Annotated in this window: 12 protein-coding genes and 1 pseudogene; 2 read left to right on the top strand and 11 right to left on the bottom strand. The window is 59.0% G+C overall.

The window, feature by feature from the left end:
- Positions 1-12 precede the first annotated feature (12 nt).
- From EHO51_RS18580 to EHO51_RS18530, 9 genes are all read right to left on the bottom strand, one after another.
- Positions 13-3,165, bottom strand: coding sequence for an efflux RND transporter permease subunit (locus EHO51_RS18580; protein WP_124740349.1), 3,153 nt, complete (start codon positions 3,163-3,165; stop codon positions 13-15).
- Between the two features lie 42 nt (positions 3,166-3,207).
- Positions 3,208-4,455: an efflux RND transporter periplasmic adaptor subunit gene (locus EHO51_RS18575; RefSeq protein WP_245435034.1), complete on the bottom strand. Its 1,248-nt coding sequence runs from the start codon at positions 4,453-4,455 to the stop codon at positions 3,208-3,210.
- Positions 4,456-4,531: 76 nt separating this feature from the next.
- The gene (locus EHO51_RS18570; protein WP_245435033.1) at positions 4,532-5,887 is read right to left on the bottom strand and encodes a TolC family protein; all 1,356 of its coding nucleotides are present in this window, start codon (positions 5,885-5,887) and stop codon (positions 4,532-4,534) included.
- Between the two features lie 218 nt (positions 5,888-6,105).
- Positions 6,106-8,310, bottom strand: coding sequence for a TonB-dependent receptor (locus EHO51_RS18565; protein WP_245435031.1), 2,205 nt, complete (start codon positions 8,308-8,310; stop codon positions 6,106-6,108).
- Positions 8,311-8,722: 412 nt separating this feature from the next.
- Complete coding sequence (gene nikR / locus EHO51_RS18560; RefSeq protein WP_164479477.1) at positions 8,723-9,121, bottom strand: nickel-responsive transcriptional regulator NikR; 399 nt, start codon at positions 9,119-9,121, stop codon at positions 8,723-8,725.
- Positions 9,122-9,367: 246 nt separating this feature from the next.
- Positions 9,368-9,538: a GDCCVxC domain-containing (seleno)protein gene (locus EHO51_RS21275; RefSeq protein ID WP_281024526.1), complete on the bottom strand. Its 171-nt coding sequence runs from the start codon at positions 9,536-9,538 to the stop codon at positions 9,368-9,370.
- A 93-nt stretch (positions 9,539-9,631) separates the two neighbouring features.
- Positions 9,632-10,711: an IS630 family transposase gene (locus EHO51_RS18550; RefSeq protein ID WP_124740344.1), complete on the bottom strand. Its 1,080-nt coding sequence runs from the start codon at positions 10,709-10,711 to the stop codon at positions 9,632-9,634.
- 467 nt (positions 10,712-11,178) lie between these two features.
- Positions 11,179-11,364 (bottom strand): hypothetical protein, encoded by a 186-nt coding sequence (locus EHO51_RS18540; RefSeq protein WP_109026196.1) that lies wholly within the window; start codon positions 11,362-11,364, stop codon positions 11,179-11,181.
- Positions 11,365-12,449: 1,085 nt separating this feature from the next.
- A complete protein-coding gene (locus EHO51_RS18530) occupies positions 12,450-14,570 on the bottom strand; it encodes a glycoside hydrolase family 3 N-terminal domain-containing protein (protein ID WP_124740342.1) in 2,121 nt (706 codons plus the stop codon).
- Positions 14,571-14,802: 232 nt separating this feature from the next.
- On the opposite strand from EHO51_RS18530, the gene EHO51_RS18525 reads away from it, so the two are divergent.
- A complete protein-coding gene (locus tag EHO51_RS18525; RefSeq protein ID WP_124740341.1) occupies positions 14,803-15,468 on the top strand; it encodes a hypothetical protein in 666 nt (221 codons plus the stop codon).
- 65 nt (positions 15,469-15,533) lie between these two features.
- Complete coding sequence (locus tag EHO51_RS18520; protein WP_124740340.1) at positions 15,534-17,000, top strand: glycoside hydrolase family 15 protein; 1,467 nt, start codon at positions 15,534-15,536, stop codon at positions 16,998-17,000.
- Here EHO51_RS18520 and EHO51_RS18515 read toward each other — a convergent pair.
- On the bottom strand, positions 16,997-17,833 hold the full coding sequence (locus tag EHO51_RS18515) for an ROK family protein (protein ID WP_124740339.1): 837 nt from the start codon (positions 17,831-17,833) through the stop codon (positions 16,997-16,999). The two genes, EHO51_RS18520 and EHO51_RS18515, sit on opposite strands and share 4 nt — an antisense overlap.
- 291 nt (positions 17,834-18,124) lie before the next feature.
- Positions 18,125-18,354, bottom strand: a pseudogene (locus tag EHO51_RS21465) (IS5/IS1182 family transposase); the annotation flags it as partial.
- Positions 18,355-18,384 lie beyond the last annotated feature (30 nt).

The raw sequence follows: 18,384 nt of genomic DNA, 5'->3' as shown, positions 1-18,384 counted from the left end.
CGAGTTCATTTTTCACTTAACGGCTGCATGCGCGTGCCGCACGTCGCTCCACCATTTCCAAAGGACATAGATGGCCGGATAGATCAACAGCTCTAGGATAAAACTCGTGACGACCCCGCCCACCATCGGGGCGGCGATCCGCTTCATCACGTCAGACCCCGTCCCGCTGCCCCACATGATGGGCAGGAGCCCCATCAGGATCGCGAGAACCGTCATCATTTTCGGCCGAACGCGCTGAACGGCGCCTTCCATCACAGCGCCTTCCAGTTCGCCGATGCTGTTCATTCGGCCCTCCCGCTTCCAGCGTTCAAAGGCCACATCCAAATACAGAAGCATCACCATGCCGGTTTCGGCGTCCACACCGGCCAGGGCGATGATCCCCACCCAAACCGCCACGCTGAGATGATAGCCCAACAGCCACAACAGCAGAAACGCGCCGACTAAGGAAAAAGGGACAGCAGTCAGCACGATGAGCACTTTAGGCAGCGACCGAGCGTTCAGGTAGAGCAGCACGGCGATGAGGGCCAGCGTAATCGGGATGACATATTTCAGCATCCGCCCCGCCCGCTGCATTCCTTCGAACGAGCCGCTCCATTCCAGCCTGTAGCCCGGAGGCAGCTTAACCATCTCGGCGACCGCCTTTCGGGCGTCATCCATGTAGCCGCCGGTGTCCCGACCCGCCACATCCACATAGACGTAGCCGACAAGCTGCGCCGCTTCGCTCTTAATCAAGGTCGGGCCATCCACGAAACGCAGTTCAGCCAATTCTTCTAAGGGCACTTGAGTCCCCGTCGGCGTGGCGACCAGCACCCGTCGCAACTTGCCAAGATCGTCGCGTAATTCGCGCCCATAGCGGACGTTCACTGGGAAGCGCTGGCGGCCCTCGATCGTTTGCGTGAGATTGGCGCCGCCCACCGCCGCCACGATGACGTCCTGCACGTCCATCACCGATAGCCCATAGCGGGCGATGGCCGCACGATCGATGTCGAAGTCCAGGTAATAGCCTTGGCTCACGCGTTCGGCGAAGGCGCTTCGCGTGCCCGGGACCGAGCTCACGGCGGCTTCAACTTGCGTGAGTATCCGCCCTATTTCCGCAAGGTCCGGCCCAAACACTTTCACCCCGATGGGAGTCCGAATGCCGGTGGAGAGCATGTCGATGCGCGCTTTGATCGGCATGGTCCAACTGTTGGAGAAGCCCGGGATATTCGTTTTCAGCGCCTGGTTCATTTCGCCGATGAGCTTCTCGGGGGTCATGCCCTTGCGCCACTGGTCCCCGGGCTTGAGGGAGATAACTGTCTCGACCATTTCGAGCGGCGCGGGGTCGGTGGCGCTATTGGCCCGCCCGGCCTTGGCGAAGACGGTGGCGACTTCTGGGAAGTCCATCAAAATCTTATCCTGCTCCTGGATGGTCTGCTTCATCGTCTGGATCGACGACCCCGGCAGCGTCGCAGGCATGAAAAGGATCGATTCCTCCCACAGCGGCGGCATGAATTCGCTGCCCAGACTGGCGTAGATCGGCACGATCGCGGCAATAGCGAGTAGCGCCACGATGACCATCGCGTAACGGAATTTCAATGCTAGCTTGGCGACCGGCTGATAGATCCAAATCAAGAAGCGGTTGATCGGATTTGCTTCTTCAGGTGGAAGCTTGCCGCGGATCAGCAGCACCATAAGGAACGGCGTGACGGTGATCGACAGGATCGCCGCAAAGAACATGCTGAACGACTTGGTGTAGGCGAGCGGCTTGAATAACCGCCCCTCCTGGTCCTGAAGGGCAAAAACCGGCAGGAAACTTACGGTGATAATCAAAAGCGAGAAGAATAGCGACGGCCCCACCTCCCTGCCGGCTTCGATCACGAGTTCGAGCCGCGGGCGACGCGCTTCGGGAGGCTTTGCCTGCTCACGCTCGATGTGTTTGTGGGCGTTCTCGATCATTACGATGGCAGCATCCACCATCGCCCCGATGGCGATGGCGATGCCGCCCAAGCTCATGATGTTGCTCGTGAGCCCGATCCATTGCATCGCCACCAACGCCATCAGGACCGCCAGGGGGAGCGTAATGATCGCGACAAGGGCGCTGCGGAGGTGGAACAAGAACACCAGGCAGACCAGGCTGACGATGATGCCCTCCTCGATGAGCTTCTCGCGCAGCGTCTCCACCGAGTGCTTGATAAGCTCGGAGCGGTCATAGGTGACGACCAGCTCCACGCCTTCAGGCAAGGATGGTTGGACCGTGTCCTTGATCACTTCTTTGACGCGGTTCAACACGTCATAGACGCTAACGCCATAGCGGACCACGACAATGCCGCCAGCGACATCGCCCATGCCATTGAGGTCCGCCACTCCCCGGCGGATGTCCGGGCCGATCTGGACGAACCCTACGTCCCGCACGAGAATGGGCGTCCCGTCAGACTGCGCCCCCACCGCCACGTTCTCAATGTCGGCGGGCTTCTGAATATAGCCTCTGCCGCGCACCATGTATTCCTTGCCCGTGAACTCCAATACCCGCCCGCCGACCTCTTGATTGCTTCGGCGAACTTGTTCGACCACCTTATTGATCGGTATCCTGTACGCCAGCAGCTTGTCCGGATCGATCGTGACCTGATATTGCTTCACGAGGCCGCCGACGGCGGCCACTTCCGCTACACCCGGAACGGCTCGAATTTGGTATTGGACCTGCCAATCCTGCAACGTCCGAAGATCGGCCAACGAGTGTTTGCCTGTCTTATCGATCAGGGCGTATTCAAACGCCCATCCAACGCCGGTCGCGTCCGGTCCGAGCTTGGGTGAAACGCCCGGCGGCAGCTTGCCGGCCATGCCGCTGAGATATTCCAAAACCCTGGTGCGCGCCCAATAGAGATCCGTACCATCTTCGAAGATCACATAAACCAGGGACTCGCCATAGAAGCTGCTGGCCCGAACCGCTTTGACATGGGAAGTGGAGAGAAGCTGCGTGACGATCGGATAGGTGATTTGGTCTTCAATGATATTGGGGCTGCGGTCTTCCCATTGGGTGGAAACGATCACCTGCACGTCCGACAGATCCGGAAGCGCATCAAGGGGCGTTTTGAGGACAGCCCATAACCCGCCCCCAAGGATGGCGACGACCAGCAAGAGGACAAGGAAAGCGTTGCGAGCGCTGAATTCGATGATGCGGGCGATCATGGCCTAGCCTTTGAGGCGCGTCGGTGGAATCGGGAGGCCAAGTCAGTGCCGCATCTTGGAGTGATCGGCGTCCTCTTCCGGCGCGCTCTTCGTGTCCTTTTGCTTCTGGGGCTTTTCGCCGGCGCCTTTTTCGTCAACACCCATCCCGGGCATACCGACCATGCCGCCGCCGCCGGCGCGCAATCGGCTTTCCGAGTCGATGAGGAAGTTGGCGGAAGTGACCACTTCGTCCCCGGCTTTGAGCCCCCCGAGAATCTGAAATCGATCGTCGAACCGCAAGGGGCTGATCTCGACCTGCACCGGCACGAAGCGATCGGCGGAGACGGCGCGAAAGGCTATGTTGCGCTCGCCGGTGCGGATGACGGCGGATGTTGGAACGGTCAAACCACTACCCATGGCGTGGCTGATCAAGACATGAGCAAACATGCCGGGCTTGATCAGTCCATTGGGATTGGGCACTTCCACGCGAACTTGCACCGATCGGGTCATCTCGTCGACGACCGGATCGATAAACACAATTTTGCCGATGAAATTTCGCGTCGCCAACGACGGAAATGTGACCGTCGCCGGCATTCCGAGCGCAATATGCGGCAATTCATACGCGAAGACCTTGCCCTGCACCCACACTGTCGAAAGGTCGCCGACCACATATAATTCGCCTTGGGGTGCGACGTATTGGCCTTCGAACGTCTTCTTTTCCAAAATCGTCCCCGAAATCGGGCTGCGCATGATAAGTGATTTGCTCGGCTTGCCGGTCTTCTCCAGCGCCTGGATCGTATTCTTTGGAACGTCCCATAGCGCCAACCGTTGGCGGGCAGTGTCGACCACGTTTTGCTGACCCGACGAGGGCGCGGACCTGCTATACTGCAGCGCCACCAAGAACTCCCGTTGCGCCGCGTAGAAGGCGGGGCTGTAAATCGAGAGCATCGGTTCGCCAGCTTTCACTTTCTGTCCGGTGAAGGTGATAAACAGCTTCTCGACCCATCCTTCCGTTTTCAGGTGAATGTGCGCGAGTTTGGTTTCATCCGGGCGCACAATCCCGACAGTGCGTATCGTCATTGTCAACGGCGTCCGGCGCACGGTTCCCAGCGTGACCCCGATGCGCTGCTGAACATCTGCAGCAATGCTGACTTCCGCATAGCCCGGCGGCAGCGCGCCGACCTTGGACGCATCCTTCGATGTCGGCATTTTCATCTGGGACATGGTGTTGTCCGGCGCCCCAGTTTCTTGCCCGCTAACTCTGTAAGCGACGCTGGAAGCCAACAGCGTCGCGAGCGCCAGCCCGCTCAAACTTCCGCGTCGCTTTGCCGGCATGCGTATCCCCATTGTGGTCATGTGTCGCCGCTCCGGCCTATTGCAGTCCAGGTTATTGCCGAGAGGCTTGTTCCGGCGGCTCCGGCGGCGCCATCTCTGGCCGACCGAGCGTTTCTATGTCCACGCCCGCAAGAGCTTCGAGTTCCGCTAGCCGCTTTTCTCGCTCGATCCTGGCTTCGGCGACCAAGACTCGCACTGAAATATAAGTCCGCTGGCTGTCGATGAGATCCGCGAACTGCACGCTTCCCGCTGCGTAAGCTTCCCGCGAACTGTTGATCAGTTGCTCGACGACAGGGACCACCCGCCGCCGGTAAAAACTCGTTTGTCGCTCTGCGTTGCGCATGAAGTAAAGGTTGGCGACGAAGCTCGCAGCGCGGTCCCTCTCAGTTTGCCGCAGCACGGCTTCGGTCGAGCGCGCCATTGCCTCCGTGTCCCGGATCATCGCCAGAATCGCCGGGATCCTCGTCGGCACCATCACAAACATTTCGGCCGCTCTTTCAATATTGCCGGTGATGCTCCCGGCAGGCACGAGATCCGGCAGAAATTCCAGCCTGGCGAGCTCTATGGCGTCCTTGCGTCCGGCCACTTGGCGGGCGAGAGCGGCCAATTCCGGGTTTTGGTCGACGGCGACCTCTATGAGGCGAGCATCGTTACCGATCACGGGACGCGCGGCGGGCAAAGTCGGCGGAAGGTTCAGCGGCTCCTCTGCGTCGCGAGCAAGAAGACCGTTGAGCTTGCTGCGCGCCGAGCGGACCTCGGCTTCCAGGTTCAGCAGGTTGTTCTTCGCCAGCTCCCAGTTGGTCTGGGCCTTCAGCATGTCTTGCAGGGGAGCGCCAGCTTGGCTCCGAGCGGCGGCCGAGCTCGTCAAGAGCTTGAGAAGATTTACGTTGTCGCGCTCGATGCGGACTTTTTCCCTGGCCAGCGCCAAATCCAAATAAGCGGTGAGAACCTTCCGCTGAAGCTCGAACTTGACGGTTCGAAATCTCTCGCTGGCCGCTCTGGCCGCCTCCAGCGCTACTTTTCCAGCGGTCCACGTTTTGATCGGCAACTGCAGGGTCGTGGACGGCATGAAGGAGCCGCTGAGCGTCATGCGGTCCCATGTCTTCATCTGGTCACGCGAAAACAGATAGCGGTAGCCGAACATCAAATTGGTGTTGGGCCAGGTCGCGTCCCGGTCGACCCGGGCCAAAGCCGCCTTCCACTCGAAATAGGCCGATTCCAATTCGCCGTTGGCCAGGAACGCCCTGTGCAGCACGTCGCGCCAGTTGGCAACCGCAGGCAAAGCCGGCAACTCCCGAGCCTCAATCGGCGGCTCGAAGCGCTCGGAAACTTCACTCAGCTTGGCTTGCTCCTCCGTCGTGCCAGGGGGCGTGAGAGCACAGCCGCTAAGCCCCAAGGCTGTCGCCATGCTCAAGCATGCCCTCAGGATGAGGTCGCGCGGTCGTTTGCTGAGCATCAAACATTCGGTCCTGGGAGAGGGCTGCAGGTCCTGCGGAGACAACACCATAAGCGCTGGAGTTATCAAATCAACCTGTTCCCAGCCAGCGCGTCGCCTCGGAACGCCCTTCAAAGGTCCGCGCGATCCGCACGCACAGGCTCCGGTAGCGCGCGATGAGGCAGAGACACTCATTCCCAGAATTTTACGAGATTGAAAGGCTCCATCAGGTCGGGGCCCTTGACGGACGGATCAGTTTCAATCGGTCCGCCGAAAGTGAGGCGCCAGGCCGGCGGCTCAATCGGATGCGCGTGAATATCCATCCGGCCAACGCCGCAGTTGGCGCCCGTCACCGGCACGGCTATGAGGCCGTTGCAGGCTTGGTAGAGCAGGTCCGTTCCAATCAATGAGCCATATCCATAGGCGATCGACATCGAACGCGAGTTGAGCATGTTGAAGACGTCGAGCTGGAATTTCCAACCCTCCTTCCAGCGATAACCTATGCGCGCATTCACCGTGCCGATCGCGGGGCTTTTGAAGAAGCCGTCCTGGGTCAAAGCTCGCGGGCCGATATACCGATATTTCAGCGCGCCAAACCAGCCTGTCGGTTCGCCCAGTTCCAGAACCGCGGTCGCAATAATAGGCGCGGCGTTGATCAGAAAATTCCCGGGCTTGTTTCCAAGAAACGTGCCCCAGGGCAGCGCATCAGGCTGTAGCAGCTGAAGGTAGAGGTCTGCCTGATCCTTATCGAAACCAAGGAAACGCGCATCTGTCATGGTCAGGTCGCCTTCGAATCCTAACCACGAAAACGGCCGATAATGATTCGTGAATTCAAATCCGATGCGGCGGCTCGGAGGGCCAAACACCGTATTGCCTTCGTCGCCAGCAAAAACATTTTCCGACTGCAGCTGGATCCAAAAGAGAGTCAGCGCTGATTCCAGATTATCGATCGCTCTGGTCTTCATGCCGACTTCGGCGCCCGTTGACGGCGAAAGCAGCGGCCGACGCTGCGCGAACACATAGCCGAGATCGTCCGACGCTTCGGTTGTTGAAAACGTCTGCGTCGTGCCGCGCGCGTCCGTCGAATGGAATCCACGCCCAAAGTTGAGATAAAAATCAGTCTTGTCGTCGAACGGATTGATGATCACCGACGCCTTGGGGCTGAGCAGTTGTCCAGTGCTCGCCCCGTTGTTAAACGGCGCGGTCCATAGGCGGACCGGTTGAGCCGGATTGTCACCGACAAAACCAACGATGGGTGACGCTAAGTAGGTCTGAATGCCGCCGACGCTCGCCCAATAATAATCCCAGCGCGTGCCGACGACGGTCGTCAGCCAGGGAGTCCATTTGGTTTTTATGTCGCTGAATAAGCTAAAATTCGCCTCCCCCACGCGATCGTTACGCACAGTATCGTAAGGCCGGCGCACATAAGTGTCCTGCAGCCCGACACGGATGTCGTCCCAGCGCGTCTGGTAGCCGAAGCGCAATTCGAAGGGCGTTTCCGCCACGTTGAACTTAATGCCGTGAATGCCGTTCGAACCCAGGATCGTTCTTCGATCGAACTGACGGAATTGGTCGCCGAGAACGGGATGACTCAGAAAATAGGTGAAGTCGCTGAACAAATCCAACGTCGAATGAACAGCGTAACCTTCGATTCGAGAATAGTTCGTTTCGCTGAGCTGGCTCCAGTGACCGGATATGCTGAACCGCGTCGCGTCGCCGCCATCCGTCGGGTTCATCGTCCCCCAACGAGACATCAATCCTTGCTCGACGGCGCGCAAGGGAATCTGGTCGGTCGAGTTCCACCGATTGGCATAGGCCATGCCGGTAATGCCGACGCCGTCGGCCTCGGCGCCGCGAATCCAGCGCAACACAGCGTTGACCTTGCGCGCTCTGTTGGGCACGACCCAGGGGCCATCATAAATGGACGCCTCTGCAGCTCCGAGAATGTCGCCGTCCATAAAAGCCCACGACTTCATGCCGAACTGGCGCGCGAATCCGAATTCGCCGGCGCTCGTCGTGAATACGCCCGTAGGCACACGGTTCAGATACTGCATGCGGATGGTGCCGGCGTTCGAGAAGTCGCCATCCTCGACGTTATATGGACCTTTTCGCGCATCCACCGACGCCAACAGTTCGGGCATAATGAAATTCGCATCGGCCCAGCCTTGGCCATGGCCATGGGTGCGCATGTTGATGGGCATGCCGTCGAGATAAAGCGCGAGATCGGTGCCGTGATCGAGATCAAAGCCGCGTAGAAAATATTGGTTGGCCTTGCCCTCGCCGCTGTGCTGGGTCACGGCCAGACCCGGCACGACTTCGAGCGCCTCTCCAGGACGATAGAAGGGGATGGCGTTGACCTGTCCGCCAGTAAAAAACCTTTCGCTCGACGAATTCATTTCCTTCGGACCCGTCGGATAATCGATCTTCGGCCCGAGCGCGGTATCCTGCTCTGACGAAGGCCCCGGCGCGACTTCGACAAGCGTGGTTGGCCGCGCAGGGCCTTGCGGACGCGCCGCCTGCCTATGCGTCGTCCGCCTCGCCGCGTGTCCGCCAACATTGATTGTCGGCAATGCCGTTTGAGCAAGGGCATCGCCCGCGAACGACGCCAAACTGACGATAAGGACGAAACGAGAGGTAGAGGTCAGAAGACGGCGGTTCACAGGGCGGCTCACGTATGAGGAATGATGTTATTTAGCTTATTCTCAGACGTTAACCGCCAAAGTTGAAGGGTGATTTTTCGACGGCATCGCGATTGTGCGCCATCTGTGGCAAATGGGTCACACATGACTTTTTCGCAGTAGTAGCGGTTCAAATACGAAAAAGACTCAATTGACCGTCGGTAACGCCTCGCTCTGCGAGTATTTTTTTTGCGAATTGCTCTACATCTTTTCTTTGGCCCTTTAAGATGGCCACTTCCACAAATTTTCTAGCCGAGGATTGGCTTTTTGAAACGGAAACGACAAGTTCAGATTCGGCATAAAGGCCGCTAAGTCTGCTGGCTAGGTTTCGTGTTTTGAAATCATAGGCATACGCCAGAGCGGCCATGCACTTTTCATCTTCTGACACCGCAATCTCGACCTCCATAAAGGCGCGCCAAGCGAGATCTCTAATTGCCTCAGAAACGCCTGCGTATCGTCTCGCTTTCATGTAAGCTTGCAGAGCTCGGATGAATTGGTCGTCGACCGAAATTGTCAGGCGATGATTCAAGTGACCGGATCTTTCGGAGCTCATTTCTCCAGCCTTTTTTCCCTCAAGTCGTTCTGAAAAGACTCAGCAAATCCAAGCGCCAGTCTTCAATGCGGGCAAGATGCCGAGCTGGGCAAGCGGTTGATACGCGCGAAAGCGCTGATCTCACAAGCGATTGTCCAAATCGCAGTACAATCCCTCCGCCGGGGCCGAAGTCGGCATCGCGTCGTTGGCGCTTACCAGACTGTGATGGCAATCGGCAGGCTTCTAAGCCTGAGAACAGCATCCGCCGGCGCGCCCGCGCTCCTTTGCTTCCTGAATCGGCGGGCATGGCACGTTGCCATATGAGCAGAAGACACAGCAATCTCCCGCCCTCGGCCTCAGCAGCGCGCCACATCCTTTGCATTCACAAATGATTTGGCAGGCGTCAGGCGGCATCGCCTCAGCCGATCGAAGGCCGCAACGGACAGATGATGGTCGAAACGAACTGCATTCACCCTCGCTGAAATAAATGTGAGGAGAGGATCGATGCTAGTGGATCGAATCTAACGCTTGATGCCCGCGTCTGACGGCGGCGATGATTTTGTCAGGATTGGCGGTCCAGGTGAAGGGTTTTGACTGTTCGTTGTGCTCTTCGAGAAAGCGATGGATGGCGGCCTGAAGGTCGACGATCGATCGGAAGACGCCGCGCTTCAACCGACGCTTTGTGAGCTTGGCGAAAAAGCCTTCGACGGCGTTGAGCCAGGAGCACGATGTCGGCGTGAAGTGGAAGGTGAAGCGTTCGTGGCGCTGGAGCCATTGGCGCACCTTGGGGTGCTTGTGAGCGGCGTAATTGTCGAGGATCACATGCACGAGCTTGCCGGCGGGAACCTCCGCCTCGATGGCGTTGAGGAAGCGGATAAATTCCTGATGGCGGTGACGCTGCATGTTGCGGCCAATCACTTTGCCGTCGAGCACGTTGAGCGCGGCGAACAGCGTGGTCGTTCCGTTCCTTTTGTAGTCATGCGTCAGGGTTCCGGCGCGGCCCTTCTTCATCGGCAGACCGGGCTGGGTGCGATCGAGCGCTTGTATCTGGCTCTTCTCGTCGACGGACAGCACGATGGCGTGCGCCGGCGGATCGACATAGAGCCCCACGACATCGCGCAATTTCGCGACGAAGTCCGGATCGTTGGAGAGCTTGAACAGGCGCAGGCGGTGTGGCTGAAGCCCGTGCGCGCGCCAGATGCGCTGAACCGAGCTGACGGACACGCCGATGGCTTTCGCCATCATCGCGCCGGTCCAATGCGTCGCTTCGCAAGGCGGGTCTTGCTGCGTCAAGGCGACGATCCGTTCGGCGACGTCCTGCCCGAGCGGTCGAACGCGAGACGGGCGGGTCTTGTCGCGAAGAAGGCCGTCAACGCCTTCCTCCATGAACCGCTCCTGCCAGCGCCAGACGCAGGTCTTCGACGTGCCAGTCTGGCGCATGATCTCGTTCGTGCCGACGCCGTCGGCGGAAAGCAGAACGATCCCGGCCCGCCAGACATGCTTTTGAGCCGCGTTCCGGTCCTTAACGATGGTCTGAAGCCGCTTCCGATCGGCCGACGACAACGTGATGGAGATTCCCGTGCGCATCGCCGAGACTCGCACGCGCAAAAAGCAATAGGAATCCCTCCAAGGACTCAATCGTCAGATTTTATCCACTAGCTGCCATGGCACAAGCGTAACAAGCAACGCTAGCATTGCTCTGAAGTGGTGGCACGAACACCAGCGCTGAGGTTCGCCCGGCGCTCCCGCCGCTTGCGGTGTAATGCGGAATTCTGGTCAGTTTTCACGGCCATGGATCGCGTCTCACATGAGCAATTCCCATCACGCGCATTAGCTTCCGCCTCCATCAAAGCCGTGAGTTGCTTTCGGAGAAAGCGCCCTTGGATCTGATGCCCGTCACAGCCTTCGCGATCAAGGCGCGCGATGAGCTCAGTGATCGTGCGACTCGCTCCGGAGCGAGCAAGGTCAAACGCTCTGTCGATTGTTGTCTTATCCAGCTGCATGGCTGTTCTGGCGCGGAGCCGCATCTCCGACCCCGCGTCAGCATCCTCGCTCTAGAAAAAGAGGCCCAAGGCGCCGCCTGCTAATGCGCCCACTACGGCGGCGGCGATTGTATTTGGAACGCCGCCAAGGCTCGCATAGGCGAGGCCGCCCAAAATGACGGCGCCCACACCTGCGAATATATAGGTGTTGGTTGTGACTTCCCATTCCTTTTCGCCAGATGGCCTTTGGTCGGTCATGGCCGCTCCTCCTTTCGGCGAGCTCATTTGCCGCGCCCTAGAGGGGCTTGATGGCTCGCCCAATCTTGAACAGGCGTCATTTGGCTCAGGGAGACGGAGGATCAATGGTTGCGGCGCGCGTAGCCGACATTAAAAGCAACTTGTCGTGACGGAGTAGATCGCTTCGCGGGGATTCGATAGATCCGATGTGATCGAAGAAGCCGCCGCGGCCTCGCAGCAGTCCTTGAAAAAGAAACGAGGTCTCGACGATATCAGCCGCCATCGTCCTTTGGGCTGAACGGCACGGTGGCGCCATTGCGACCATTCATAAAGTGCGGAAAATGTCCTTGGTGGCAAGTCGCGCGCTCGAGAAGATCGAGCATGAGCGCAAGACGCGCTACGGCGTCCTCCCGCGTAATCCATCCTCTTTCCTTGCGACGATGATGGCCATGACGCCAAAACTGAACCGCCGACCGCGACGGCATCATCCTTCGGATCCGAATGGAGCCCTCTGCTATCGCGCGCAAGGCCGCTCGATGGATGCACCCCGTCCCAAAAAATAAAGGAATATCTGCCGCTGCACGAGATCGATCAGCTCCGCGTCCGACAGCGCCCGTTTTTGGCTGGGGATGACGCGGCGTATCTGATTGGCTGTCATCGTCGACGGATCCTGCACGTCTTGGGTGCTCGTCATGCCAAACTGGAATCAGCCGTGGCGCGCGAATGGATGCGATATTCTCATTCTGTAACATTTTCAGACGGCGAAGCTGCTTGCTTCGCCAGGATATGTTTTAGCGTGGGCTCGCAGAAACGACTTGCTCCTTTTTCGGGGTCGAAGCACGAGGCGGGCAAGGGACCGTGAGACGCTGAGTGCAGAACACGCGCGTAGAACTTGTCCTGCGCCTGCGGTGCGCTGATACAAACGAGGGTCGTCGTCGCCAATTCTTTTTCGAGGATGTGAAAACGTTTTTTTGCGCGCCTCGGGCGCAAGCGACCCGATCCAATCGACGACATCCACGCTTTTGCCCAAGCGTCGCAGTTTACCGGCGATAAATCCCGCGACACTGCGTGCATGACCTTCGATCGTGCTATAGGCGGCGCAAGGTTCACAAAAGAACCACTCTCTGGGTCAAGATTGAGCTTCGTTGCGCATCAAGGCCAACGCAGATTTCAAATTCACCTGCTTCAGCCACCCAAGTGAAGTTCTCGGAAAGGTAGCAAAGTTCGCTCGTCGACAGGGTAAGCGCGACCGTCTTGGTCTCTTTTGCGTCGAGCAAAACTTTGCTCCAGTTCTTCAGTTCGAGCGCAGGCCGCGCGACTGTGGCGACCCGGTCTCGCACGAAAAGAAAAATCGTGCTTTCAGCGGCGACGTCGCCCTCGTTGCGCGCGTCCACGCAAATCCGGACTGCATCTTCCAGCCTGAAGGTTCTGGGCTCCACGCGCAGATTGCACAAAACGACATGCGCATAAGAAAGGCCGTGACCAAAAGGAAAGAGTGGTTCGCTTGAAAGATCGAGATATCTGCACGTGAAGGGATTGGAAGAATCGAAAGGCCGGCCCGACGAGCGTTCACTGTATGATATCGGGATTTGGCCAACGTCCCGAGGCCACGTCACGGCGAGACGCCCGGCGGGATTGAACCGCCCGGTCAGAACGTCTGCGATGGCGGTGCCCGCCATGTGACCGAGAAACCATGTCGCCAACACGGCTTGCGCACGCTCAACCAGCCATGGCGCGGTCAATGGACGTCCAGAACAAAGAATGACGACGACGGGCTTCCCAATCGAGAGAACGCGTTCCGCGAGCTCTCGCTGTCGACCCGGTAGATCGAGTGACGCGCGGCTCGCAGCCTCGCCGCTCATCCAGGACGCTTCTCCAACACAAAGGACGATCAACTCCGCCTGTTCGCATAACATGCAAGCCGCATGGATTGCGACAGAATCGGCATGGTCAATTCCGCCCCCTGATTCATGCATAATGTCGCAATCGCGAAGCAATGCGCGAAGGCCGTCAAGAATTGTAACGCCCTTTTCAGGGTCGCCAGCCGCCGCCCATGGCCCCAGCATTTCAGAGCGCGTCTCTGCGAGTGGCCCGATGACTGCGATCCGTTTCGCTCTTGGCGAAAGAGGTAAAGTCTCGTCATTGGTGAGAAGCACGATTGCGCGTCGCGCCGCTTCAAGCGCCAAATTCTCTGTATCGAATTGTGGGACAGCCGATATAGAAACACGTCGATAGGGATCGTCCAATAGGCCAAGCTTCTGTTTGAGTGCGAGAACGCGACGCGCAGAGGCGTCGATATCAGCAATCGACACCAGTCCGCGCGCCAGCGCCTCCGGCAGACGAAGAAAGGCGCCGCTCACCATATCCATGTCGACGCCGGCTCTAAGAGCGAGCGCCGCCGCCTCGACGACATCGGCCGCGACGCCATGTTCGATCAACTCCGGGATGGCGGTGTAGTCGCTGACAACCACTCCTTGGAAACCGAGTTCACCCCTGACATAGTCGCGCAGCAGCTTTGTCGCGGCCGTCATCGGAATTCCGGCGACGCTGTTGAACGCCGGCATGATCGCGGCGCATCCTGCGGCCACGGCCGCTTTAAAAGGCGGCAGATAAACTTCACGCAAAGTCCGTTCGGAAATATCGACTGGCGCATAGTCGCGGCCGGCCGTGGCCGCCCCGCCGCCGCAGAAGTGTTTGGCAGTGGCGGCGATCGCCATGGCGTTCCCGAGATCGGCGCCCTGAAAGCCCCGGACTTTTGCTTCCGCGAATTTCATCGCGACGAAGGGATCTTCGCCAGGGCCTTCGGCAATTCGTCCCCAACGGGGATCTCGCGTCACGTCGAGCATGGGCGCGAAGGTAAGATCAATCCCGTCGCCCGAGGCCTCCCGCGCCGCCGCGCGCGCCGTTCTCTCCCACAGAGACGGGTCGAAGGCGCAGGCCTCGGCGAGCGGAATGGGAAAAATCGTCTTGTGCCCATGAAGCACGTCGAGAGCGAAAAAAAGCGGAACGCCAAGTCGCGTTTCCTCGACCGCGCATTTCTGCATTTCAGCGATCGCCGCGCGACCCCAGATATTGAGCACTCCGCCGACGTTTCCCGCGCGGATGCTCGCCGTCACGTCACTGGAGCCTTGAGGTCCGGTCACAGTCTGCCCCGCCGTCACCAGATTGAGCTGGCCGACCTTTTCATCAAGGGTCATTCGCGCAAGAAGCGCTTCGATTCTATCCATCGCGACCCACTCGCAGCACTCTCCCATTCGGACCGAATGGCTCAACATCAAAAGCATACCCGATTCTTGGCGCTGCGAACCAAGCGCTGCCAAGCATCGCATTCCAGCCGAAACCGGCCGTTCTTTCCGGTGCAGTCGAGTTTATTGTTGTCGCCAGCGCCGCCGGCGCGCATGTTTGGTCAACCACACTTCGTGACTCGACGATTTATTGATTTGCACGGGGGCGCTGCCAATGAATGGACCAAAAGAACGAGAGAAACAGAAAGTCGGCGACGCGGCAATCATCGAGCCAGGACTTATTTCACAATTCCGTGCGTTGGCGCATGTGCTGCTTGTCTCGCCTCAGCGAAACGCAATTGTCTGGCTGGCTCTCGGATTGGTGGTCATCGTCGGCGCGACAGCCTATGCGCAGATCGAACTAAACGCCTGGAACCAGCCATTTTACGACGCGATCAACCGCAAGGACCTTTCTGGGGTCGGGCGGCAGCTGGGCGTCTACGGCATCATCGCTGGCGCTCTGGCGCTCGGCTACCCCGATCCATCGTCGAAATATTCGAATCAGGAGTTCATTTCGGCGCTTGAGCAGCTTGGTTTGACGCAGCTTGTTCCCTCTCTCGACGTGGTGGCGCGCTGGGATCATGAGCTGACGGCGCCCGAGCAACAGACGCTCGCCTTCGCAAGGCTCTTTCTTCACAAGCCGCGGTGGGTGATCATCGACGCCGCTCTCGAAACGCTCGCGCCAGAAGCGAGGCGGACATTTGTCGCCAATTTCCAAAAGGAACTGCCGGATTCGGCGTTGATCTCGATCAGTGACGTTTCTGCGACGGGGGCCTTTTTCCGGCGTGTCGTGAACCTCAAGCTGGATGTGTCTGGTCAGCGGCTTGCCCCACCTATCTGATAGCGGCGACGGCGTGAACCCATCAAGGGTCGCAGTAGAGCGATCTCTTCTCGGAGTGGCGTGGCATGAGTTCGAGCGCCGATGGTCTCCTTGACTGGATGACGCATCAATGCGCCTTCTCAGCGAAGGCGATGCTTCGTGCGATTTCCGCAACGCAACTCGTCAAGAATCGTGCGCATTTTGGCCAACAAATCCGTCCTGCACGCGGCTCGGTTCTCGCGTCTCCCCAAATCGCGGCTTACGATCCCGATCCAGATTACTTTTTCCACTGGCTGCGAGATTCGGCGATCGTCATCGACGCCTTACGCGTTCTCTATGAGGACAGAACGCTCGGCCCTGACGCGCTCGATCATATTTCCGACTTCATGCAATTCAGCCTCGACCTTTGTCGGCTGGATGGCCGCGTCGTCGCGGATAGAGGCGATTTTCGCCGAAATGTGAGCGCCGATTTCCTGCGTCATGTTCGTTCGAAAGAGGAACTTCGTCAGGTGACCGGCGACCGCGTGCTTGGCGAAGTACGTTACAATCCCGACGGAACGCTCGACATATTAGGGTGGGCCCGTCCTCAGAATGACGGCCCGGCGCTGCGCGCGTTGACGGCGCTGCGCGCGTGGCGTCTGGAAGCGTTTCGTCAACGAGCGGATTTAGGCATCGCCGAACAACTTCTCGAGGCGGACCTCGACTATACCTTCAATCATTGGCGCGACGTCTGTTTCGATCTCTGGGAGGAAATTCGCGGCCATCATTATTATACGCGTCTGCTTCAGCTTGCAGTGCTCGTTGAGGGCGCGGAATGGCTTGAACAGAAGGGAGACGCCGCCAGGCCGCGCGCCTTCAGAGCCGCCGCAGATGACATTTCGCGATGCCTTGACGCGCATTTGGATAAGGATGCGAGCTTTTATCGCGCTTTTCTTTCCGATCTCGTCCAGCCCTCGACAATTCCTGACACGCGCCGTCTCGACATCGCCGTCGTACTCGGCGTGATTCATGCCGCGCGTTCCGGCGACCGGCATGGCGTGCTCGACCCCAAGGTGCTCTCGACGCTTCTTCGACTCGAGAGCCTCTTCACGTCGGAATACAAGATTAATCAGGATCGCGCCGCCGATTGGGGGCCGGCAATGGGCCGCTATTGCGGCGACGTCTATTTCAGCGGCGGCGCCTATTACTTTTCGACGCTCGGCGTCGCGCAATTCTACTACCTGCTCGCCGAAAGCCTGGCGCAGCTCCCGGCGATCGAGATTTCTCTGGAGCAGCGCGAGATGTTCGCCGGCATGTTTGACGCGACACCGGGGCAAGCGTTCAACACGCCGGGAGGTCGACGAAAACTCGCGGAAGCGGCGTTGAAGCGCGGCGACATGTTTATGGCCACTGTCAGAACATATACGCCGCCGACCGGCGAGTTGGCGGAACAATTTAGTCGCGACGACGGCGTGCAGACATCAGCGAAAAACCTCGCCTGGAGCTACGCGGCATTCATCACGGCTCATGCCGGTCGCAATGCCGCGTCGCGCGCCATCGGCAATTGCTGTTAGGCAAACTGACGCTCTTCATTTCTTGTTTCGTAGCCGCGCGAGGCCGCCCCACAGGCCCCGAGATCGCCGAGCGACGCGTGAACAATATCGGGAATCGTCGGGTTTTTCCGCCGCAATAGAAGCAGCGCGCTTCGAGTTCGGTCAATCGAAACGCCAACCTCTTTCATCATTGAGCCGCCGATAACGAAGCGGTCAGGCGACCAATAGGCCACCGTATTGTGCAGTCCGATGGCGACGATCCGCGCGAGCTCGTCCCAAACGGGATGATCCTTCGCCAAACTCTCCGGCGGCGCGCCGAAGCGCTCGCCGATCGCATGACCGGACACGAGGTCTTCGAGAGTTGGCGCATCGAGAACGGTTCCGAGAATCTGTTCGCCGATCTCGAAATTGAATATTGCGCGGTCAATGACGCCATCGACGATGCGCGCGCCATTGACTCCGGTCGACACCGTCACATAAGCGAGGATCGTAGCGCCTCTGCCGGCGCCGAATGTCGCCTCACCGAGCCCAACCATGGCGGTGTCGTTTTCGAGTATTACGGGCGCGCCAAGGACGTGTTGCAGATCGTCTACCAGCGACGCGCCGTTCCAGCCGGCAAGATTCGGCGCATGCACGAGCGTGCGTCTGTCGCGTGAAATGACCCCCGGCGCCCCGACCGCGAGCGCTTCCACGCGCTCGCCGCCGCTGAGTTCCTGTGCAAGGGCGATGAGTCGGTCGCGTCCGGATCGATAATCGTTGGGCGTAGCGACGATGACGGTTTGGTCCAAGGTTTCAAGGTCGCGGGATCGCGCAACCCGCGTCTTGGTGCCGCCAATATCCACCACGATGAACATGTCACTGTCCAAGTCCAGAACCGCTACCGCCTAACCTCGACGCACGCACCTTCGAGGTCGCGTAAGGCGTTGCAGAGCCCCGCGGCCGGTGAATATGGCCGGCGTTTTTCGGAGAGTTGATCCATTGAAAATGCCGCTGGCGCGCCCCGCCGTGGGAAAATAGATTATCGCCGCTTCAATTTGATTGGCAAGAACGTGCGCCAATAAGCATAAAGCAGCAACGAGCTTTTTTGCCTATTTTGACGCGCCCTATTTTCATGGCGGATACTGTGCGCGACGGGACGCCGCTGTTCCGCGCGCTTTAAGCGCGGCGCGGAAGGCGTCGCTGTCATAGCCCTTGTCGGCGATCAGCGTTTTGGCCTTGGGCAGGGCGCGGAACATAAGGCCGGCGCCCTTGTGGTCGCTCATCTGGCCTTCGGTTCAGCCCGCCTTTCGCGCGCCCGATACAGCGGGAAAGAACCCCTTTTTTAGAAGGCTTACCGCCGTGCGACGCGCTTCAGATGCGTCGAGTCGATCATGATGCGTTTATCGTTGGGACAGATCGACCTGGC

Origin of the sequence: Methylocystis rosea, from assembly GCF_003855495.1 — a bacterium.
In the GTDB taxonomy this organism is placed as follows: Bacteria; Pseudomonadota; Alphaproteobacteria; order Rhizobiales; family Beijerinckiaceae; genus Methylocystis; species Methylocystis rosea_A.
This window is presented reverse-complemented; position numbering and strand designations above follow the sequence as displayed.

Coding starts and splice junctions, on each gene's coding strand:
- EHO51_RS18580 (WP_124740349.1), bottom strand. CDS start 3,165: ATGATCGCCCGCATCATCGAATTCAGCGCTCGCAACGCTTTCCTTGTC.
- EHO51_RS18570 (WP_245435033.1), bottom strand. CDS start 5,887: ATGGCGACAGCCTTGGGGCTTAGCGGCTGTGCTCTCACGCCCCCTGGC.
- EHO51_RS18565 (WP_245435031.1), bottom strand. CDS start 8,310: ATGAATTCGTCGAGCGAAAGGTTTTTTACTGGCGGACAGGTCAACGCC.
- EHO51_RS21275 (WP_281024526.1), bottom strand. CDS start 9,538: ATGCCGCCTGACGCCTGCCAAATCATTTGTGAATGCAAAGGATGTGGC.
- EHO51_RS18550 (WP_124740344.1), bottom strand. CDS start 10,711: ATGCGCACGGGAATCTCCATCACGTTGTCGTCGGCCGATCGGAAGCGG.
- EHO51_RS18540 (WP_109026196.1), bottom strand. CDS start 11,364: ATGACCGACCAAAGGCCATCTGGCGAAAAGGAATGGGAAGTCACAACC.
- EHO51_RS18530 (WP_124740342.1), bottom strand. CDS start 14,570: ATGGATAGAATCGAAGCGCTTCTTGCGCGAATGACCCTTGATGAAAAG.
- EHO51_RS18525 (WP_124740341.1), top strand. CDS start 14,803: ATGAATGGACCAAAAGAACGAGAGAAACAGAAAGTCGGCGACGCGGCA.
- EHO51_RS18520 (WP_124740340.1), top strand. CDS start 15,534: ATGAGTTCGAGCGCCGATGGTCTCCTTGACTGGATGACGCATCAATGC.
- EHO51_RS18515 (WP_124740339.1), bottom strand. CDS start 17,833: ATGTTCATCGTGGTGGATATTGGCGGCACCAAGACGCGGGTTGCGCGA.